Origin of the sequence: Kitasatospora sp. NPDC058444, from assembly GCF_042721415.1 — a bacterium.
Classification (GTDB): domain Bacteria; phylum Actinomycetota; class Actinomycetes; order Streptomycetales; family Streptomycetaceae; genus Kitasatospora.
Genome location: NZ_JBHXLL010000031.1, coordinates 59,364 through 81,490, shown reverse-complemented (window position 1 = coordinate 81,490; position 22,127 = coordinate 59,364). Strand labels below are relative to the sequence as shown.

Below are 22,127 nucleotides of genomic sequence, written 5' to 3'. Positions count from 1 at the left end.
ATGGCCCAGACCGAGATCATCCCGGATTCGTCCCCGCAGGCACCGCAGGCCGGTCCCGGCCCCTCCCTCGGCGGCGTGCTGGCCCGCGCGCTGCGCGGCAACGTGCGCCAGTACGGCATGCTGGTCGCCCTCGCGCTGATCGTGCTGCTGTTCCAGATCTGGACGGACGGCATCCTGCTCCAACCGCTCAACATCACCAACCTGATCCAGCAGAACGGCTACATCCTGATCCTGGCGATCGGGATGATGATCGTCATCATCGCCGGGCACATCGACCTCTCGGTCGGCTCGCTGGCCGCCTTCGTCGGGGCCGCCGCCGCGGTGATGATGGTCAAGCAGCACCTGCCGTGGCCCGTCGCGGTGCTGGCCGCGCTGGTGATCGGCGCCCTGGCCGGCGCCTGGCAGGGATTCTGGATCGCCTACCTCGGCATCCCGTCCTTCATCGTCACCCTGGCGGGCATGCTGCTGTTCCGCGGCGGCACCCAGATCCTGCTCCAGGGCCAGTCGGTGGCGCCGTTCCCCAAGGGCTTCCAGAGCATCAGCAGCGGCTTCCTCCCCGAGGTCGGGCCGCACACCGACTACCACAACCTCACCCTGCTGCTGGGCCTCGCGGTACTGGCCGTCGCGGTCCTCCAGGAGGTGCGCGGCCGGCGCCGGACCGCCTCGTACGGGCTGGAGCCGCTCCCGCTCGCGCTGTTCCTGACCAAGCTCGCCGTGATCACCGCGGCCGTGGTGGTCTTCACCCTGCTGCTGGCCAGCTACCACGGCGTGCCGATCGTGCTGCTGATCCTCGGCGCGCTGCTGGTCGGCTTCGGCTACCTGATGCGCAACTCGATCATCGGGCGCCACACCTACGCCATCGGCGGCAACGAGGCGGCGGCCAAGCTGTCCGGGGTGAAGAGCAGGCGCGTCGTCTTCCTCGCCTTCACCAACATGGGCGTCCTCGCGGCACTGGCCGGGCTGGTGTTCGCCGCGCGGCTCAACGCCGGAACCCCGCAGGCCGGCATCAACTTCGAACTGGAGGCGATCGCCGCCGCCTTCATCGGCGGCGCCTCCGCCAGCGGCGGTGTGGGCACCGTCCTCGGCGCCATCATCGGCGGCCTGGTGCTCGGCGTGCTGAACAACGGCATGTCGCTGGTCGGCGTCGGCACCGACTACCAGCAGGTCATCAAGGGCCTGGTCCTGCTCGCGGCCGTCGGCTTCGACGTCTACAACAAGCGCCGGGCCGGCTCCTGATCCCGACAGCGGAACCACCCCGGATCCGCGGCTCGCCCCCGGCCGTCCTCCATCGGACGTCCGGGGCCGAGCCGCGTTCGGCCGGAGCGGGGGGCGGGTGCGGACCGCCCGGTGGCGCCCGGCCGCTACCGCGTCAGCAGCTCCTCCAGGACGTCCGCCCCCTTGGACGCTCCGCCCGCCCCGTACACGATCCGACTCAGGGCCTCCGCCCGGGGGCGGCAGGACCGGACCTCCTGGACGGCGTCGCGCAGGCCCTGCACGGTCGGCTCAGCGAGCGTCCTGCCGACCTTCAGCTCCTCCGCCCGCCGGGCGACCGCCCGCTGTTCCGGGATCTGCGGCACCGCCACGAAGGGCACCCCGTGGTAGAGGGACTCCATCACCGAGTTCATCCCGGCGTGGCTCAGGAACACCTCGGCGTGTCGCAGCACCGCCACCTGCGGCACGTGCGCGTGCACTTCGACGTTCGCCGGGATCGGGCCCAGCGACTCCTGGTCCAGCCCGCCCACCGCCATGACGACCTGCCAGTCGGTGTCCCCGAACGCCTCGATGCAGGTCCGGTAGAACTCGGGCCGGTCGTTGAAGACGGTTCCCAGCGACACCAGCAGCACCGGGTCCTGCGACCGGGGGCTCCACTCCCCGGCGGTCTGCCGGCTGCTCAGCGACGGCCCGACGAAGTGGAAGCGCTCGTCGAAGGTGTCCCCCGACATCTGGAACTCGCGGGGGATGAACACCAGGCTCGTCGGGGCCACGTAGCCGAACATCAGGTTCGGGTCCTCGAGGAAGGTGTGGCCCTGCGCGAACTTCCCCATGTCCTGGATCGCGGCCACCAGCCGGGGGTCGGTGTGGTCGAAGTCGGCCGGCAGGTACACCTGCGCCGCCGAGAAGGACTCGTTCTCCGCGAAGGTCGGCACCAGGGAGATCTCCCGCACCTCGAGCAGGTTCGCCAGCATCCTCCCGGTGAAGGTCACCGAGTCGTAGCACACCGCGTCCGGCGGGTCGGCCGTGAAGTGCTCGGCCAGGACGGGGAAGGAGGCACGCGCGTCGTCGAGGTAGTACTCCAGCGTCACGGCGAGCTGTTCCGCGGTGAAGTCGCCCCGCGCCGCCATGTCGGGCGGCAGCTGCGAGGGCAGGGTCACCGGCGACGCCCCGGCGGAGACGGCGGCGTCCATGGTGTCCGGTCCCGTGGCGTAGCTGACCCGGTGACCGCGCCGGACCAGCTCCTCGACCAGCGGCAGGGTCGGGTTCACATGCCCGGACGCGGGCGCGCTCACGAAGGCGAAATGGGCCATCAGCTCTCCTCCAGGACGACCGGCAGGGTCTTGTGCCCGTTGGTGAAGAAGGAACCCAGCGGCTCGAGTTCGGACGACGGGACGGCCAGCCGCAGCCGGGGGAAGCGGGAGAACAGCGCGGACAGCGCCGTCGCCGCCTCCAGCTTCGCCAGGGGGCTGCCGAGGCAGAAGTGCACGCCGTGCCCGAAGGTGAGGTGGTCGGCCCGCGACGGCCGGGTGACGGAGAAGTCCTCCGCGTCGGCGCCGTGCTGCGCCGGGTCGCGGCCGGCCGCGCCGTAGGACAGCAGGATCGCCTCGCCCTTGCGGATCCGCACGCCGTCCGCGGAGATGTCCTCCACGGCGTACCGCAGCGGCAGGTTCGGCACCGGCGCCTGCCAGCGCAGGGTCTCGTCCACCACGTCCTCCCAGGTGCTGGTCCCGGACCGGACCAGGTCGAGCTGGTCCGGGTGCGTGGCCAGCGCGTGGATGGCGTGGTCGAGCAGGTTGACCGTCGTCTCGAAGCCGGCGGAGATGGTCAGCAGCAGGGTGTCCAGCAGTTCCCGCTCGGACAGCCGGGTGCCGTCCGCCTCCTGCGCGGCGATCAGGTCGCTGGTCATGTCGTCGCCGGGGTCGCGCCGCTTGGCGGCCACGAGTTCCTTGAGCAGCATGTACAGCTCGCCGGAGGCGGCCTGCACGCCCGCCGGGTCCGCGTCGAGGCTGAACACCGCGTCCACCAGCCGCCGCAGGTCGGCGCCCGTCTGCGCGCTCACCCCGAACAGTCCGGTGATGACCTGGATCGGCAGCGGGAACGCGAACCGCGCGCGCAGGTCGACCGTCTGCCCCGGCGGCACCGCGGCCAGGTCGGCGATCAGGCCGGCCGTGATCTCCTCGACGCGCGGCCGCATCGCCTCGATCCGGCGCGGGGTGAACGCCTTGGCCACCAGGCTGCGCAGCCTGGTGTGGTCGCTGCCGTAGGCGGTGAACATGTTCTGCATCGCGACCCACATGATCAGCGGCCAGTCCGGCGGGATGTCGCCGTCGCGCCACATGGGCCAGTGCTTGTTCGCGTCCTTGGAGACCTTGGGGTCGAGCAGCAGCTTCTTCGTCAGGTCGTGCCCGGTGACGGCCCAGGCCGACACGCCACCGGGCAGTTCGACGGGCGTGGCCGGGCCGCGCTCGCGCAGGGCGGCGGCCTCGCCGAAGATGTCGCCGCCCGAGGGGTCGATGACGTACGCGTCGGCGGGCCGGGCCTGCGCGCGCACCGGCTCGGTGAGGACGGTGGTCGTACGGGGCTTGGGCGGCTCGGTGACCTCCAGCAGGGCCGCGGTGAACCGCGAGCCCATGCCGAGGCCGATCGACATGATGGTGTCGCCGGGCTTGAGGGTCTCGTCGTGCAGCAGGTGGTCGATGCCGAGCAGTTGGTCGCACGGCCCGACGTGGCCGAGCTCGCGCAGCATCGGCCAGGTGGTGCGGCTCAGGTCGATGCCGAGCGGCTCCAGCACGACGACCTCCAGCTGGGCCAGGCCCAGACCGGTGACGACGAACCTGGTGATGTCGGAGACGGCGACGCCGCCCTCCTTGGCGGCCTGCTCGACCGCGGTGACCAGTGCCCCGCTCATCAGCGTCAGGTACGGGGCCAGGCCGGTGACCTCGATCGGCGTACGGTTGCGGTGGCCCTCGGGGTCCGGGATCGTCGGGGTGGCCAGGACCTCCATCTGGGTCGCGGAGCTGTTGGCGGTCGCCACCAGCCGCGCCCGGCCGCCCTCGCGGTTGAGCACCGCCGCGACCGCGCCGTCGGCCAGGAAGATCCCGATGGAGGGCTGCCAGCGTTCCCACCGCGGCGGCAGGAACCGGGCGGTGGCCGTGACCAGGGTCGCGGTCGCGGCCGGGTCGGCCACCAGGTGCGCGGCGGCGGACTGCAGCGCGGCCGAGCCGCCGTTGCTGGTCGCCTCGACCTCGTAGACGAGGGCGTGGCCGAGGCCGAGGACGCGCTGGAGGTGGCAGGACGACGCCATGTGGTCCTGGTGGTCCATCTGGGCGTAGGCGGCCATGGAGATGTCGGCGCCGCTGTGGCCGGACTCGCGCAGGGCTCCGATCGCCGCGTGCACGGCCATCGCGTGCTCGGTGACGTCGTCGGAGTGGGTGAACGACACGAAGTCCGACAGCGCGAGCAGCCGACGCATGGTCTCGGTGTCGGGCACGGCCTGCGTCGCGGGCGTGCGGGGCGGCAGGTACCGCCCCGTTCCACCGATGTAGACGTTGTCCCAGATCATGATCAGTCCTTTCCCCTGAGTGCGGACAACCCGGCTCCGTATCCGCTGAAGTCGAGCAGCCATGTGCTGATGGCCAGCGCCGTGGCCGCGGAGTGCTCCTCCAGGACGGTGAAGTGGTCGCCCGAGACGGTGAGCACCTCCTGGACGGTGGTGGACAGCCGGGGCCACGAGCGCTTCCCGGTGCCCACCAGCAGCACCGGCGCGGTGACGGGCTCCGGGGCGCCGGCCAAGTCGAGGTAGCGGCCCATGGCCACCAGCCGGTCGTCGTCGACCGGCTGGACCTGGTGGGCGGCGTCGAGCATCCCGGTGAGCACACCCGGCAGGTCGTCGGGGTAGCCGTCGATGAGCACCACGGCGCTGGGCCGGGCCCCCCGCCGTTCCAGTTCCCTCGCGGTCTCCAGCGCCAGCCACGCGCCCACCGAACGGCCGACCAGCACCGGCTCGGCGACGGCGGACGCGGCCTCGGCGAGTGCCTGGACCAGGACGTCGGCGTCCGCGGGCAGCGGGTCGCCGGCGAAGCCCGGCAGGGTGACCGCCGTGACGTCGCGGGCGGCCTCCAGCGCCGCGGCGAACCGCCCGTACTCCTCGATGCCGCCGGACGCCAGCGCGGACGGCAGGCAGACCAGCGACGGCTGGAGGAAGCCGGTCGCGAGGGCGACCGTCCCGGCCTTGGGCGCGTCGGTGGCCGGGCTCAGCCGGGACGCCGTGGCCAGCAGGTCGAGGCCGTCCTGCGCGCGGCCGACGTCGACGGCCTTGCGCAGCAGCTGCTCCATCGGCCCGGCGACCCGGTTCTCCGGCGAGCACAGCTGCCCGTAGAGGTGGTTGACGAGTTGTTCGGGCGTCGGGAAGTCGAAGACGAGGGTCGCCGGGAGCTGGAGCCCGGTGGCCGCGTTGAGCCGGTTGCGCAGTTCGATGGCGGTCAGCGAGTCGACGCCGTGGTCGCGGAACAGCTGACGCGGGTCGTCGATCCCGCCGGGGGCCATCCCGAGGATGCTCGCGCTGTGTGTGACGACCAGGTCGAGCAGCAGGGCGCGCTGCTCGGGCTCGGGCAGGACTTCGAGCCTGGCCCGCAGGTCGCCGGGGCCGGCCGCCGGGACCGGCGCGCGCCGCGGCCGGACGAGTCCGCGCAGCAGCGCGGGCGGGGTGTCGATCGCCGCGAGGTCCAGGCGGACCGGCACCAGCACCGGGCGTTCGCCGACCAGGGCGGTGTCGAACAGGCCGAGGGCCTGCTCGGTGGCCAGCGGCAGCATCCCGGTCCTCGCCAGCCGGCGGTGGTCGGCCTCGGTCAGGTTCCCGGTGATGCCGCTGGACTCGGCCCACTGGCCCCAGGCCAGGGAGGTGGCCGGCAGACCGCGCGCGTGCCGGTGCTCGGCGAGCGCGTCGAGGAACGCGTTCGCGGCGGCGTAGTTGGCCTGCCCGGGGGCGCCGAACACTCCGGACGCCGAGGAGAACAGCACGAACGCCCGCAGGTCCAGGTGCTCGGTGGCCTCGTGCAGGTGCCACGCGGAATCGGCCTTCGAGCGCAGCACCGTGTCGATCTGCTCCGGTGTCATCGATCCCACCACGGTGTCGTCGACGATCCCGGCGGCGTGCACGACGACCCGCAGGTCGGGGATCGAGGCGACGAGATCCCTCAGCGCCGCCGGGTCACCGGCGTCGCAGGCGACCACGGTGAGGGCGTCGCCCAGCTCCTGCCGGAGCCCGGGCGGCTCGACGCCGCGGCGGCTCGCGAGCACCACGTGCGGGGCGCCGTGCCGCGCGACCAGGTGCCGGGCGACCAGGACGCCGAGGGTGCCGGTGCCGCCGGTGATCAGCACGGTGCCGTCCAGGGGCGCGCCGTCCAGGGGCCCGGCCGGGGCGGCCGGGGCGGCCCTCACCAGCCTCGGCACGAGGGCGGTTCCGTCGCGCAACTGGATCTCGGGTTCGCCGTCGCTCACGGCGGCGCGCACCGCGGCGGGGATCGCCCGTCGTGAGGCGGCCGTGCCGTCGTGCCGTACGGTCAGGATCCGCCCGGGGTTCTCGCTGTGCGCGCTGCGCAGGAAGCCGCGGGCCGCGGCCGAGGCCAGGTCGTCGCCGGTGAGGACCACGAGCCGGGCCGGCGTGTCGGTGGCCAGGAACTCCCGGACCGTGCCGAGCAGTTCCCGGGTCACCGCGTGGGCGGCCGCGACCGGTTCGCCCCCGCCGACGACCTCGTGGAGGACCGTCTCGGTGTCCGGGCCGTCCGGTGCCGCCATCGGGGCCCAGTCGACGGCGAACAGCGTCTTGGGCCGGCGCCCGGCCCCGGGACCGGCCGCTTCGACGGGCCGCAGGACGATCTCGTCGATGCTCACGACCGGCGTCCCGGCGGTGTCGGTGATCCGCACCGCGTAGGTGTCCGGCCCGGTCGGGTGCAGCACCACGCGGACCGTCGCGGCCGACCCGGTGACCGATACGCCGGAGAACGAGAAGGGCATCCGCGCCGGTGTGCCGCCGTCGCCGCCGTCCCCGGCCGCGAGGCCGGCGAGCAGGGTCAGCGGCTGGATGGCGGCGTCCAGGAGCGCGGGGTGGACGTGGTACCCGGTGAGCTGCGCGGGGTCCGCCGGGAAGCTCACCTCGGCGTGCAGGTCCTCGCCGTGCCGCCGGATGCCGGTGAGCCCCTGGAAGGTCGGCCCGTACTCGTAGCCGGCTTCGGCGAGCCGGTCGTAGAGCGAGCCGATGTCGATCGGCGCGGCCTCGCTGTCGTCCGCCCCCGGCACGGCCGTCCATTCGGCCCGTGTCGCCGGGTCCGCCGTCGGACTGAGCACGCCGGTCGCGTGGCGGGTCCACTCGTCGGGCTCGGCGGAGGTGCGGGAGTGCACGGTGACGGGCCTGCGTCCGGCGTCGTCGGGCGCGCCGACGGTGACCTGCACGTGCACGCCGTCCTGCCCGGACAGCACGAGCGGCGCCTCCAGGACCAGCTCGGACAGGACGGGGCTGGCCGTGTGCTCGCCGGCCTGGACGGCCAGCTCCACGAAGGCCATCCCGGGCAGCAGCGTCGCACCGAGCACGGTGTGCTCGGCCAGCCACGGGTGGGCGGAGGCGGAGAGCTTCCCGGTCAGCACCACGCCCTGCCCGTCGGGGAGCTTCACCAGGGACCGCAGCAGCGGGTGGTCGGGCGTGTCGAGGCCCTCCGACGGGATGGTGGGCTGGAGCCAGTAGTGCTGGTGCTGGAAGGCGTACGAAGGCACCCGCGCGCCCGACGTTCCCGCCGGCGCCGCCGTGGGGGGCGACCAGCGCACGGCGCCGTCCGCCCACAACCGCCCCAGCCCCGCGAACAGCCGCTCCGGAGAATCACCACCACGGCGCATCAGCCCGGTCCCCACCAGCAGCGGATGCGGACCCACCTCCACGAACCCGGTCACACCCTGGCCAGTCAGCCACTCCACGGCATCGGCGAACCGGACCGGTTCCCGCACCTGCCGCACCCAGTACCCGGGATCCCCCATGTCCACCGGACGCCCGGCCACCGTGGAAACCACCGGAATCACCGGCTCACCGAACGACAGGCCCGCGACCACCTCACCGAGTTCCTCCAGCACCGGATCCATCCGCGCCGAATGGAACGCGTGACTGACCGCCAGCCGCCGCACCCGGCGCCCGCGGCCCCGCCACACCTCGGCAACCGCCATCACAGCCGCCTCGTCCCCGGACACCACGACCGCGTCCGGCGCGTTGACCGCCGCCACCTCGGCGCCCGGCACCAGCGACCCCGCCACCTCCTCCGGCGACGCCTGGAGCGACACCATCGCCCCACCCGCGGGCAACCCCTGCATCAACCGGCCCCGCGCACCCACCAGGGCGCACGCGTCCTCCAGCGTCAGGACCCCCGCCGCATGGGCCGCCGCCACCTCACCGACGGAATGCCCGACCACGAAGTCCGGCCGCACACCCAGCCACTCCACCAGCCGGAACAGCGCCACCTCCAACGCGAACACCCCGGCCTGCGTGAACTCCGTCTCCCCGAGTACGCCTTCCGCGTCCTCGAACAGCACCTCCACCGGCAGGCCCAGCAACCCGCACACCTCGTCCAACACCCGGGCGAACACCGGGAACTCCCGGTACAACCCCCGCCCCATCCCCGCCCACTGACCACCCTGACCGGAGAACACGAACGCCGACCGGCCGGAGTCGCGGGCCTCACCGGTCACCAGACCGGAATGCACCTCCCCGCGCAGCAGGGCCGCCAGTGCCTCCGGTCCGGTCACCACGGCCCGATGGGAGAACCGGGTCCGCGCGGCGAGCGCGGCGGCGATCCCGTCCTCGTCGGGGGCCTTGGCCGCGTACGTCTGCAGCCTGCGGGCCTGGGCCCGGAGCGACTGCTCGGACTTGGCCGACAGCAGCCACGGCACCGGCACGACGGCCGCAGGGGCGGGCGCGGAAGCGGGATCGTGGGCAGCCGGCTCCGGGGCCGGGGCCTCCAGGATCACGTGCGCGTTCGTCCCGCTGATCCCGAACGCCGACACACCCGCACGACGAGGACGGCCCGCCTCCGGCCAGGGCCGGGCCTCGGTCAGCAGGGAGACCTGACCCGCCGACCAGTCGACATGGGAACTCGGCTCGTCGACGTGCAGCGTCGACGGCAGCTCACCGTGCCGCATCGCCATGATCATCTTGATCACGCCCGCCACACCGGCGGCGGCCTGGGTGTGGCCGATGTTGGACTTCACAGACCCCAGCCACAACGGCTCGTCCCGGTCCTGACCGTAGGTCGCCAGCAGCGCCTGGGCCTCGATGGGGTCACCGAGCGTGGTGCCGGTGCCGTGGGCCTCCACCGCGTCCACGTCCGCCGCCGACAGCCCCGCGTTGGCGAGGGCCTGACGGATCACCCGCTCCTGCGACGGACCGTTCGGCGCGGTCAGCCCGTTCGACGCACCGTCCTGGTTGACCGCGCTCCCCGCGACGACCGCCAACACCTGGTGACCGTTGCGCCGGGCGTCCGACAACCGCTCCAGCAGCACGACACCAGCGCCCTCGCCCCACGCCGTCCCGTCGGCCGCCTCCGCGAACGCCTTCACCCGGCCGTCGGCCGCGAGCCCCCGTTGACGCGAGAAGTCGATGAAGGCGGCGGGGGTCGCCATGATCGTGACACCGCCGGCCAGGGCCAACGAGCACTCACCCGAACGCAGCGCCTGCGCCGCCAGGTGGATCGCCACCAGCGAGGACGAGCAGGCCGTGTCCACCGACACCGCCGGACCCTCCAGCCCCAGCAGGTACGACACCCGTCCGGAGGTCACACTCGTCGCCGTGCCGGTGGCCACGTAGCCGTCCGCGTCGCGCGAGATCTGGTCCACTCCGCCCGCGTAGCCGGAGGCCCAGATGCCGGTGAACACGCCCGTCTGGCTGCCCCGCAACGACGTCGGATCGATCCCGGCGTCCTCGAACGTCTCCCACACCGTCTCCAGCAGCACCCGCTGCTGCGGATCCATCGCCAGCGCCTCACGCGGCGAGATCCCGAAGAACGCGGCGTCGAAGCCACCCGCGTCCCCCAGGAAACTCCCCGACCGCGTGTACGACGTCCCCGGGGCACCGGCCGGATCGTAGAGCCGACCCACGTCCCAGCCACGGTCCGACGGGAACTCCCCGACCGCGTCCACGCCACCCGACACCAGGTCCCACAGTTCCTGCGCCGAGCCCACCCCACCCGGGTACCGGGCCCCCAGCCCGACCACGACCACCGGATCACCCGATACGGGGATGCCTACCGTCACGGGCGCGACCGTCCCGCGCTCCTGGCCGAGGACCACCTCCCGCAGGTATTCGGCCAGCCGGGCCGGGGTCGGGTGGTCGAAGACCATCGTCGCCGACAGCCTGGTCCCGACCGCCGCGGACAGCCGGTTGCGCAGTTCCACGCCGGTCAGCGAGTCGAAACCGAGGTCCTTGAACGCCCGGTCGGCACTGACGGCCGCGCTGTCGCTGCGGCCGAGGACGGCCGAGGCGTGGGTGCTGACCAGGTCGAGCAGGATCTCGCGCTGCCGGTCCTCGGGGAGCGATCCCAGCTCGCCCGCCAGTCCGGTGGTCCCCACCGGCTTGCGGGTGCGGGTCAGCGCGCGCAGCACCGGCCGGTCGCCCAGGGCGGACACCTTGATCCGGGCCGCGACCGCCGCCGGTTCCTCGGTGTCCAGGCCCCCGTCGAACAGCCCGAGTGCGTAGTCGGTCGCCATCGGCGGCAGCCCCGCGCGGGCGAGGCGTTCACCGTCGGCCTCGGACATCCGCCCGGTCAGCCCGCTGGCCTCGGCCCAGAAGCCCCAGGCCAGCGACACGCCCGGCAGGCCCTGGGCACGCCGGTGCGCGGCCAGGCCGTCGAGGTAGGCGTTCGCCGCCGCGTAGTTGGCCTGTCCTGCCGCGCCGAGCGTGCCGGCCGCCGAGGAGAAGAGGACGAAGGCGGTGAGGTCCAGTCCCCGGGTGAGTTCGTGCAGGTTCCACGCCGCCCGGGCCTTGGGCTCCCAGACGGCGGCGAGGCGCTCGGGCGTGAGGGACTCGACGACGCCGTCGTCGAGCACACCGGCCGCGTGCACGACGGCCGTCAGCGGACGCTCGGCCGGGATCGAGTCCAGCAGGGCCGCCAGCGCGTCCCGGTCCGCCACGTCACAGGCGGCCACGGTCACCTCCGCGCCCAGCCCCTCCAACTCCTCACGCAGTGCCACTCCGCCACCGCTGCGGCTGACCAGCACCAGATGCCGCACACCCCGCTCGGCCACCAGATGCCGGGCCACATGACCACCCAGCGTCCCCGTACCACCGGTGATCAACACCGTGCCCTCGGGATCGACCGGCTGGGGAACCGAGAGAACGATCTTCCCCACATGAGCGGCCCGGCTCATGAACCGGAAGGCGTCCCGCGCGCGGCGGACGTCCCAGGTGGTGAGTGGTGGCAGGCGCAGCTCGCCCGCGCCGAGCAGCCGGACGGCCTCGGCCAGGATCTCCCCCAGCCGCTCCGGTCCCGCGTCGGCCAGGTCGAAGGCCAGCACACCGGGCCGGACGTCGGCCTTGCCCATCTCCACGAACCGTCCGCCGGGCGCGAGGAGCCGCAGGGAGGCGTCCAGGAACTCGCCGGACAGCGAGTTCAGGACGACGTCCACGGGCGGGAACTTCTGCTCGAACTCCAGGGTCCGGGATGAGGCGATGTGGTCCTCGTCCAGCCCCAGGGCACGGAGGGTGTCCCACTTGGCCGGGCCGGCCGTGGCGAACACCTCCGCCCCGAGCCGACGGGCCAGCTGGATCGCCGCCATGCCGACACCACCGGTACCCGCGTGGATCAGCACCCGCTGACCGGCCTCCAGCCCGCCCAGATCGAGCAGGCCGTACCACGCGGTCATGAACGCGATCGGCACGGTGGCGGCCTGGGTGAAGGTCCACTCGTCGGGGATGCGCACCAGCACCCGGTGGTCGGCGACGGATTCCCGGCCGAACGCGCCGGGCAGCAGCCCGGCGACCCGGTCACCCGGCCGCAGCCCGGTGACCTCGGCGCCGACCTCGGTGACGACGCCCGCGCCCTCGCTGCCGAGCAGCGCCTCGCCGGGGTAGACGCGGAGGGCGATCAGCACGTCCCGGAAGTTCAGGCCGGCCGCCCGCACGGCGACGCGCACCTCCAAGGGCCCGAGCGGGGCCTGGTCGTACGGCAGGAACGCGAGGTCGTCCAGGCTGCCCGTGACCGCCTGCGTCAGCCGTCCCTCGAACTCCGACGGCGCGGAGCGCACCAGCCGGGGCACGTAGACGGCCCCGCCGCGCACCGCCACCTGGTCCTCGTCGCCGACCGACAGGCCCTCGGGCAGTTCGTCGGCGTCCACGAGCACGAACCGGCCGGGGTGCTCGGACTGCGCGGACCGGACCAGGCCCCAGACGGCCGAGGCCTCCGGGTCGCTCACCGCGTCACCGGGAACGGCGGCGACCGCGCCCCGCGTGCGCACCACGAGCCGTTCGCCGGGCCCGGCCAGGAAGTCCTGGACGGCCGTCAGCGCCTCGGCGACCGAGCCGGGCGAGACGACGGCGTCGCCGAGCGCGCCCTCGCCGGGGGTCAGCGGAATCCACTCGAGGGCGTACAGCGGGCCGCGTTCGGTCATCGGACGCGTCGTCAGCGCCTCGATCGTCGCCACGGGCTCGCCGGAGCGGTCCGCCAGGTGGACGGCGTACGTGCCGGGGCGCACCACCGTCAGCCGCACCCGCGCGGAGGTCACGCCGGTGCGGTGGACCGCGATCCCGCCCAGCGAGAACGGCAGCCGCACGTCGCCTTCCGTGCCGGCCAGCAGCGCCAGCGGTTGCAGGGCGGCGTCCAGCAGGGCCGGGTGGACGGAGAACCGGGCCGCGTCCGGCACGGTGACCTCGGCGAACACCTCGTCGCCGCGGCGCCACACCGCCTGCACGGCCTGGAAGGCCGGCCCGTACTCGTAGCCCGCCGCGGCGAGCGTGTCGTAGAGCCCGGTGACCGGTTCCGCGCCGGCCGGCGGCCACTGCGTCAGCTCCCGCCCGACCACGGGTTCCCCGCTCACCGTGCCGGTGGCGTTCCGCACCCAACCGTCCGTACGGGACCGGACGTCGACCGTGCGGCGGCCGGTCCCGTCCGGCGCGCCGACGACGACCTGCACGTCCACCGCGCCGTCCACGGGCAGCGTCAGCGGCGCCTCCAGGACCAGTTCCTCCACTGCCGCCCCGGCCGCGTGCACCACCAGTTCCACGAACGCCGTCGCGGGCAGCAGCACCGTCCCCAGGACGGAGTGGTCCGCGAGCCAGGGGTGGGTGGCCAGGGAGAGCCGACCCGTCAGGACCCGCTGCTCGCCGACCTCGACAGCGGCGCCGAGCAGCGGGTGGTCCACCGAGTCGAGCCCGGCCGCGGACACGTCTCCCGCGCCTCCGGCGAGCCAGAACCGCGTCCGCTGGAAGGGGTAGGTGGGCAGCGCCACCGGCTCCGCCGCAGGGATCGGCCAGCGCACCGGCGCACCCGCGACGAACAGCCGCGCCGCGGCGGCCAGGAACTCGGCCGGGGTGCCGTGGTCGCGGCGCAGCGTCCCGGTCACCACACCCGCCTCGTGCTCCTCCAGCGCGGGCGTGAGCACCGGGTGCGGGCTGATCTCGACGAAGACGGGGTCGCTGCCCGAGGCGAGCAGCAGCCGGGTGGTCTGGTCGAACAGCACGGGTGCGCGGAGGTTGCGGTACCAGTAGCCGGCGTCGAGGACGGAGGTGTCGACGGACTCCGCGGTGACGGTCGAGTAGAAGGGGACGTCCGCGCTCCTCGGCGTGATGTCCGCGAGGTCGGTGAGCAGTTGCTCGCGGATCGCCTCGACCTGGGCCGAGTGGGCGGCGTAGTTGACGGGCAGGCGCCGGGCGCGGATGTTGTCGGCCTCGCAGGCCGCCAGCAGCTCCTCCAGCGCGTCCAGATCGCCCGAGACGACGACCGAACCGGGGGCGTTGACCACCGCGACGGTGATCCGCTCGTCCCAGCGGGCCGTGAACTCGACGGCCCGCTCATGCCCCAGGCCGACCGACACCATCCCGCCCTGGTCCGCCAGAGCGACCAGCGCCTTGCTCCGCAGGGCGACCACCTTGGCCGCGTCCTCCAGGGACAACGCCCCGACGACGTACGCGGCGGCGATCTCACCCTGCGAATGCCCGACGACGGCATCCGGCTCGACCCCGTGCGCACGCCACAGCGCGGCCAGCGCCACCATCACCGCGAACAGCGCGGGCTGCACCACATCCACCCGCTCCAGCGACCCACCGCCGATCAGCACCTCCACCAACGACCAGTCCGTGTACGGCGCCAACGCCGCGTCACACGCGTCGACCGCCTCCCGGAACACCGGCTCCGAGCGGTACAACTCCCCACCCATACCGGCCCACTGGGCACCCTGCCCCGGAAACACGAACACCGAACGACCCAGCGGACGGGCGATCCCGGTCACCAGACCCGGCGCCGTACCCCCCTCGGCCAGGGCCTCCAGGGCTTCCGCACCGCTCAGCACCGCGCGGTGCTCGAACACGGCGCGGGCGGCCAGAGCGCCCCCGACCGCCGCCGCACTCACCTCGGGATGCGCGGCGGCGAAGGCACCCAGCCGACGCGCCTGCTCCCGCAGCGCCGCTTCCGACTTCCCCGACAGCACCCAGGGCACGACCCCGCCCGTGGACTCCGCCGGAACCCCGGCCGGCTCCTCGGCGGCCGCCTCGATGACGACGTGCGCGTTGGTGCCGCTGATGCCGAACGCCGAGATGCCCGCGCGAGGCAGGTGGCCACGGTCGGGCCAGGGCCGGGCCTCGGTGAGCAGCCGGATGTTGCCGGACTCCCAGTCGACGTGCGAGGTCGGCTCGTCGACGTGCAGCGTCGGCGGCAGTTGCCCGTGCCGCATCGCCATGACCATCTTGATCACGCCCGCCACACCGGCGGCGGCCTGGGTGTGGCCGATGTTGGACTTCACCGAGCCCAGCCACAGCGGCTCGTCCCGGTCCTGACCGTAGGTCGCCAGCAGCGCGTGCGCCTCGATGGGGTCACCGAGGGTGGTGCCGGTGCCGTGCGCCTCCACCGCGTCGACGTCCGCCGTCGACAGCCCCGCGTTCGCCAGGGCCTGACGGATCACCCGCTCCTGCGACGGACCGTTCGGTGCCCCGAGGCCGTTGGAGGTGCCGTCCTGGTTCACCGCCGAGCCACGGACCACCGCCAGCACCCGGTGGCCGTTGCGGCGGGCGTCGGACAGGCGTTCCAACAGCAGCAGGCCCGCGCCCTCGGCCCAGGCCGTCCCGTCGGCCGCCTCGGCGAACGCCTTCACCCGGCCGTCAGGGGCCAGGCCGCGCTGACGGGAGAACTCCGTGAACCCCAGCGGGGTCGCCATCACCGTCACACCGCCGGCCAGGGCCAGTGAGCACTCCCCCGAACGCAGTGCCTGCGCGGCCAGGTGCAGGGCCACCAGCGAGGACGAGCAAGCCGTGTCCAGCGAGACCGCCGCGCCCTCCAGGCCGAGCAGGTAGGCGATCCGGCCGGAGGTCACGCTGGTCGCGGCGCCCGTGCCGAGGTAGCCCTCGGAGTCGGCGGGCGCCTGGTCGCCGTAGCCGGAGGACCAGATGCCGGTGAACACACCCGTCTGGCTGCCCCGCAACGACGTCGGATCGATCCCCGCGTCCTCGAACGTCTCCCACGCGGTCTCCAGCAGCACCCGCTGCTGCGGATCCATCGCCAACGCCTCACGCGGCGAGATCCCGAAGAAATCCGCGTCGAACCCCGCCGCGTCCGCCAGGAACCCACCCGACCGCGTGTACGACGTCCCGGGATGATCCGCGTCCGGATGGAACAGCCCCTCGACGTCCCACCCACGATCACCCGGGAACGCCCCGATCGCGTCCACGCCGTCCGCGACCAGCCGCCACAGGTCCTCCGGCGACCCCACCCCGCCCGGATACCGGGCCCCCATGCCCACGATCACGACCGGATCGTCCGACACCGACACCGCGGGCACCACCGAGGCCGCCGACGCCACACCCCCGTCGAGGATCTGGCCCAGCAGATGCTCCGCGAGCTGCCCCGGGGTGGGGTGGTCGAAGATGACGGTGGCGGTCAGGCGCAGGCCGGTGGCGGTGTTGAGCCGGTTGCGCAGTTCGACGGCGGTCAGGGAGTCGAAGCCGAGGTCCTTGAACGGCTGCCGGTCCCATGCGGCCCCCGGTTCGCTGTGCCCGAGCACGGCGGCGGTGTTGGCGGTGACCAGGTCGAGTGCGGCCCGCAGCCGTTCGGCCTCCGGCAGCGTCCGCAGGCGGTCGGCGATCGCGCCGTGGCGCGCCGGACGCCGGGCCGCCTTGCGGGAGACGAGGCCCTTGAGGGCCGCCGGGGCCGCCGGGGAGCCCGCCAGCACGGACAGGTCGAGGCGTACCGGCACCAGCGCGGCCCGGTCCGCGGCCAGGGCCGCGTCGAAGAGCGACAGGGCGTGGTCGGTGGCCAGCGGCACGACCCCGGCGCGCGTCAGCCGGTCCTGGTCGGCACCGCTCAGGTGCCCGGTCATGCCGCTGGCCTCGGCCCAGAAGCCCCAGGCCAGCGAGGTCGCCGGCAGTCCGAGGGCGCGCCGGTGCACGGCGAGGGCGTCGAGGAAGGTGTTGGCCGCGGCGTAGTTGGCCTGTCCTGCCGCGCCGAGCGTGCCGGCCGCCGAGGAGAAGAGGACGAAGGCGGTGAGGTCCAGTCCCCGGGTGAGTTCGTGCAGGTTCCAGGCCGCCCGGGCCTTGGGCTCCCAGACGGCGGCGAGGCGTTCGGGGGTCAGGGACTCGACCACGGCGTCGTCGAGCACGCCGGCCGCGTGCACGACGGCCGTCAGCGGACGCTCGGCCGGGATCGACTCCAGCAGGGCCGCCAGCGCGTCCCGGTCCGCCACGTCGCAGGCGGCCACGGTCACCTCCGCGCCCAGCCCCTCCAACTCCTCACGCAGTGCCACTCCGCCACCACTGCGGCTGACCAGCACCAGATGCCGCACACCGCGCTCGGCCACCAGATGCCGGGCCACATGGCCACCCAGCGTCCCCGTACCACCGGTGATCAACACCGTGCCCTCGGGATCGACCGGCTGGGGAACCGAGAGAACGATCTTCCCCACATGAGCGGCCTGACTCATGAACCGGAACACGTCGACCGCGTCCCGGACCCCGCGCACGTCCAACGGCAGCGGTGCGAACCCGCCGTCCGTGAAGGCCCGTACGACGGCGTCCAGGATCTCGCCGAGCCGTTCCGGCCCCGCGTCGGCGATGTCGAACGCCCGGTAGACGATGTCGGGGTGGTCGGCCGCGTCGCGGATGTCGGTCTTGCCCATCTCCACGAACCGGCCGCCGGGCACGAGCAGCCGCAGGGAGGCGTCGACGAACTCACCGGACAGCGAGTCCAGAACCACGTCCATGGACGGGAACTTCTGCTCGAACTCCAGGGTGCGCGACGAGGCGATGTGGTCCTCGTCCAGTCCGAGGGCGCGCAGGGTGTGCCACTTGGCCGGGCCGGCCGTGGCGAACACCTCCGCCCCGAGCCGCCGGGCCAGTTGGATCGCCGCCATGCCGACGCCGCCGGTGCCGGCGTGGATCAGCACCCGCTGACCGGCCTTCAGCCCGCCCAGGTCGAGCAGGCCGTACCACGCGGTCAGGAACACCACGGGCACCGACGCGGCCCTGGCGAACGACCAGTCGTCGGGCATCCGGACCAGCAGCCGCTGGTCGGCGACGGTGACCGGACCGAAGGCACCGGGGACCAGGCCCATGACGCGGTCGCCGGGCCGGAACGGGCTGTCCGGGCCGGTTTCGAGGACGACGCCCGCGCCTTCGCCGCCCATCAGGGCCTCGCCGGGGTAGACGCCGAGGGCGATCAGCACGTCCCGGAAGTTGAGTCCGGCCGCCCGCACGGCGATCCGGACCTGCCCGGGCTCCAGCGGCTCCACGAGCTCCGGGCGGGGCACCAGCGCCAGGTCGTCGATGCTGCCGGTGCCCGTGTCCTCCAGCCGCCAGGTCCCGTCCGGCGGGGTGAGGCTCGCGCCGACCCGGACCAGGCGGGGGACGCGCAACGCCCCTCGGCGTACCGCCAGTTCCGGCTCGTCGGTGCCCGCGATCAGCGCGGGGTCCCAGGTCGAATCGGCGTCGACCAGGACGAACCGGTCGGGGTGCTCGGCGCGTGCGCCGCGGACCAGGCCCCAGACCATCGAGTGGTGGAGGCCGACCACGTCACCGGGCGCGGCGGCGACGGCGTTGCGGGTGACGACCGCCAGCCGCGTCCGCTCGCCCGCCAAGTGGTCCCGGATCACGGCGAGTACGCTCCGCGCGCTCTCGTACGCCGCCTCGACGGTGTCCGCCCCGGGCTCCGGCGCGGACACCTCGTGGACGACCAGGTCCGCGGGGCCGCCGTCCGTCGACGCCGCTTCGAAGGGGACCCAGTCGAGTGCGTACAGGCTGTCCGGGACGGCGGTGGCGTCCCGGACGGTCAGCGAGGTGATGACCGCGACCGGGGTGCCGTCCGGATCGGCCACGGCCACGGTGTACGTGTCCGGCCCGGTGGCGGACAGGCGTACGCGCAGCGTCCGGCTGCCCGTGGGCCGTATCGCCACTCCGCTGAACGCGAACGGCAGGCCGGTGCGGTCGGTGAGGAAGGCCATGGGGTGCAGGGCGGCGTCGAGCAGCGCGGGGTGCAGGGCGAACGGTTCCTCGGCGGGAAGCTCCACCTCGGCGTAGACGGTGTCGCCGTCCCGCCAGGCCGCCGTGACGCCCTGGAACGCCGGCCCGTACTCGTAGCCGAGCACGGACAGCGAGTCGTAGAGCCCGTCGACGTCGAGGGGCTCACCGGCCGCCGGCCAGTCCCAGGCTCTCAGCACCGGCTCCTCGCCCAGGGTCCCGGTGGCGTGCCGCACCCACTCGTCGCCGTCCCGCGAGTACACCGTGAGCGGGCTGCGGCCGTCGTCCTCGGGGCCCACGACGACCTGGAGGTGCACCGGGGCGTCGTCGAGGACGAGCGGCGTCTCGAGCACCAGCTCCTCGACCCCGCGGCCGAGCCGGCCGGCCGCGTAGGCCGCCATCTCCGCGAACGCGGTGCCGGGCAGGAGGACGGAGCCCCGCACCGCGTGGTCGGCCAGCCACGGGTGGGTGGCGAGCGAGATCCGTCCGCTGAGCACCGCGCCGTCGGGCAGTTCCACGAACGTGCCGAGCAGGGGGTGGTCGCCCGACGCCGTCGGGACGGGCCGCAGCCAGTACGGCTGGCGCTGGAAGGCGTACGTCGGCAGGCCGACGAGCCCGGTGCCTTCCGGGAACCGCCAGTCGACCGGGACACCATGGACGTGCAGGCGGCCGAGCGAGGTGAGGAAGTCCTCCTGGTCGCGCCGGAGCGTGCCGGTGACGAGGAGGTCGGAACCGTGGTGGTGACCGCTCTCCTCGACGGCGGAGACCAGGACCGGGTGCGGGCTGGCCTCGACGAAGACGGTGTGGCCGTGGTCGAGCAGCAGCCGGGTGGTCCGGTCGAACAGCACGGGCTCGCGGAGGTTGCGGTACCAGTAGTCGGCGTCGAGGGCGGAGGTGTCGATCTCCTCGCCGGTCACCGTCGAGTAGAACGGGATCGCCGCCGGGCGCGGTGTGATGCCGGCGAGGTCGGTGAGCAGTTGCTCGCGGATCGCCTCGACCTGCGCGGAGTGGGCGGCGTAGTCGACGGGCAGGCGCCGGGCGCGGACGCCGTCGGCCTCGCAGGCCGCCAGCAGCTCCTCCAGCGCGTCCAGATCACCCGAAACCACCACGCTGTCGGCCGAGTTGACCACCGCGACGGTCAGCCGGTCGTCCCAGCGGGCGACGAACTCGGCGGCCCGCTCATGCCCCAGGCCGACCGACACCATCCCGCCCTGGTCCGCCAGGGCGACCAGGGCCCTGCTGCGCAGGGCGACCGCCTTGGCGGCATCGTCCAGTGACAACGCGCCGGCCACGTACGCCGCCGCGATCTCGCCCTGCGAATGCCCGACGACGGCATCAGGCTCCACACCATGCGCACGCCACAGTGCCGCCAGGGACACCATCACCGCGAACAGGGCGGGCTGCACGACGTCCACGCGCTCGAGCGGGGCACCGTCCAGGACATCGGCCAGGGACCAGTCGGTGTACGGGGCCAGGGCCTGGGCGCACTCGTCCACGGCGGCCCGGAACACGGGGTACGCGGCGTACAGCTCCCGACCCATGCCCACCCACTGCGCACCCTGCCCCGGGAACACGAAGACGGTACGGCCCACCGGATGGACGGTCCCGGTGACCAGACCCGGTGCCGACCGGCCCTCCGCCAGTGCCTCCAACGCCTCCGCACCGCTCAGCACCGCACGGTGATCGAAACGCGACCGTCCCGCCAACGCCCGGCCCACGGCGGCCGCGTCAACCCCCGGATGCCCGGCCAGGAACGCCCCCAGCCGGCGCGCCTGCTCCCGCAACGCCGCGTCCGACTTCCCCGACAGCACCCACGGCACCACCCCGTCCGCGGACCCCGCCGGAACCCCGACCGGCTCCTCGTCGGGCGCCTCGATCACCACGTGCGCGTTCGTACCGCTGATACCGAACGCGGACACGCCGGCACGGCGGGGACGCCCCGTCTCCGGCCACGGCCGGGCCTCGGTGAGCAGTGAGACCTGGCCCGCCGACCAGTCGACGTGGGAGGTCGGCGCGTCCACGTGGAGGGTCCTCGGCAGTTCACCGTGCCGCATCGCCATGATCATCTTGATCACACCCGCCACCCCGGCGGCGGCCTGGGTGTGCCCGATGTTCGACTTCACCGACCCCAGCCACAACGGCTCGTCCCGGCCCTGACCGTAGGTCGCCAGCAGCGCCTGCGCCTCGATGGGGTCACCGAGCGTCGTCCCGGTGCCGTGGGCCTCCGCGGCGTCCACGTCCGCCGTCGACAGTCCGGCGTTCGCCAGCGCCTGCCGGATGACGCGTTCCTGGGACGGACCGTTCGGCGCCGCGAGTCCGTTCGACGCGCCGTCCTGGTTCACCGCCGAGCCACGGACGACCGCCAGCACCCGGTGGCCGTTGCGACGGGCGTCGGACAGGCGTTCCAGCAGCACCAGGCCGGCGCCCTCACCCCAGGACGTACCGTCGGCGGACTCGGCGAACGCCTTCACCCGGCCGTCGACCGCGAGCCCCCGCTGCCGCGAGAACTCGACGAACCCCGCCGGCGTCGCCATGACCGTCACACCACCGGCCAGCGCGAGCGAGCACTCACCCGCCCGCAGCGCCTGCGCCGCCAGATGGATCGCCACCAGCGAGGACGAGCACGCCGTGTCCACCGACACCGCCGGACCCTCCAGCCCCAGCAGGTACGACACCCGCCCGGAGGTGGCGCTGGTGGCCGTTCCGGTGGCGAGGAAGCCTTCGAGGTCCGGCGGCGGCTGGTTGCCGTAGCCGGAGGACCACAGGCCGGTGAACACGGCCGTGCGGCTGCCGCCGAGTGTGGTCGGGTCGATGCCGGCGTACTCGAAGGTCTCCCAGGCGGTCTCCAGCAGCACCCGCTGCTGCGGGTCCATCGCCAGCGCCTCGCGCGGCGAGATGCCGAAGAACCCGGCGTCGAAGCCGGCACCGTCGGCGAGGAAGCCGCCCGACCGGCTGTAGGTCGTACCCGGCCGGTCCGGGTCCGGGTCGTAGACGACGTCCCATCCACGGTCCGGCGGGAACTCGGTGATCGCGTCGGCACCGTCCGAGACGAGCCGCCACAGGTCGGCCGGGGACTCCACGCCGCCCGGGTAGCGGCAGCCCATGCCGATGATCGCGATCGGCTCGCGCGCGGCCTCCTCCATGGCGGCGAGGCGCTTGCTGAGCACTCCCAGGTCGGCCGTGGCGCGCTTGAGGTAAGTGCGGAGCTTCTCTTCGTCGGACATCG

General features: G+C 73.7%; 4 protein-coding genes. 1 reads left to right on the top strand and 3 read right to left on the bottom strand.

Translation table 11 applies throughout. The annotated features are described in order from the left end of the window. Entirely contained in the window at positions 1-1,236 is a 1,236-nt protein-coding gene (mmsB, locus tag ACFWP2_RS27705) for a multiple monosaccharide ABC transporter permease (RefSeq protein WP_380456288.1), read from the top strand. 125 nt (positions 1,237-1,361) lie between these two features. On the opposite strand, the gene ACFWP2_RS27700 is transcribed toward mmsB, so the two are convergent. Genes ACFWP2_RS27700 through ACFWP2_RS27690 form a run of 3 tightly spaced genes read right to left on the bottom strand, consistent with a single transcriptional unit; the run spans position 1,362 to position 22,125 of the window. Then, positions 1,362-2,525: a macrolide family glycosyltransferase gene (locus ACFWP2_RS27700; protein WP_380456286.1), complete on the bottom strand. Its 1,164-nt coding sequence runs from the start codon at positions 2,523-2,525 to the stop codon at positions 1,362-1,364. Then, complete coding sequence (locus ACFWP2_RS27695) at positions 2,525-4,777, bottom strand: cytochrome P450 (protein WP_380456284.1); 2,253 nt, start codon at positions 4,775-4,777, stop codon at positions 2,525-2,527. Before ACFWP2_RS27695 ends, ACFWP2_RS27700 begins: the two co-directional genes overlap by 1 nt. Before the next feature lie 2 nt (positions 4,778-4,779). Further along, a complete protein-coding gene (locus ACFWP2_RS27690) occupies positions 4,780-22,125 on the bottom strand; it encodes an SDR family NAD(P)-dependent oxidoreductase (RefSeq protein WP_380456281.1) in 17,346 nt (5,781 codons plus the stop codon). Positions 22,126-22,127 lie beyond the last annotated feature (2 nt).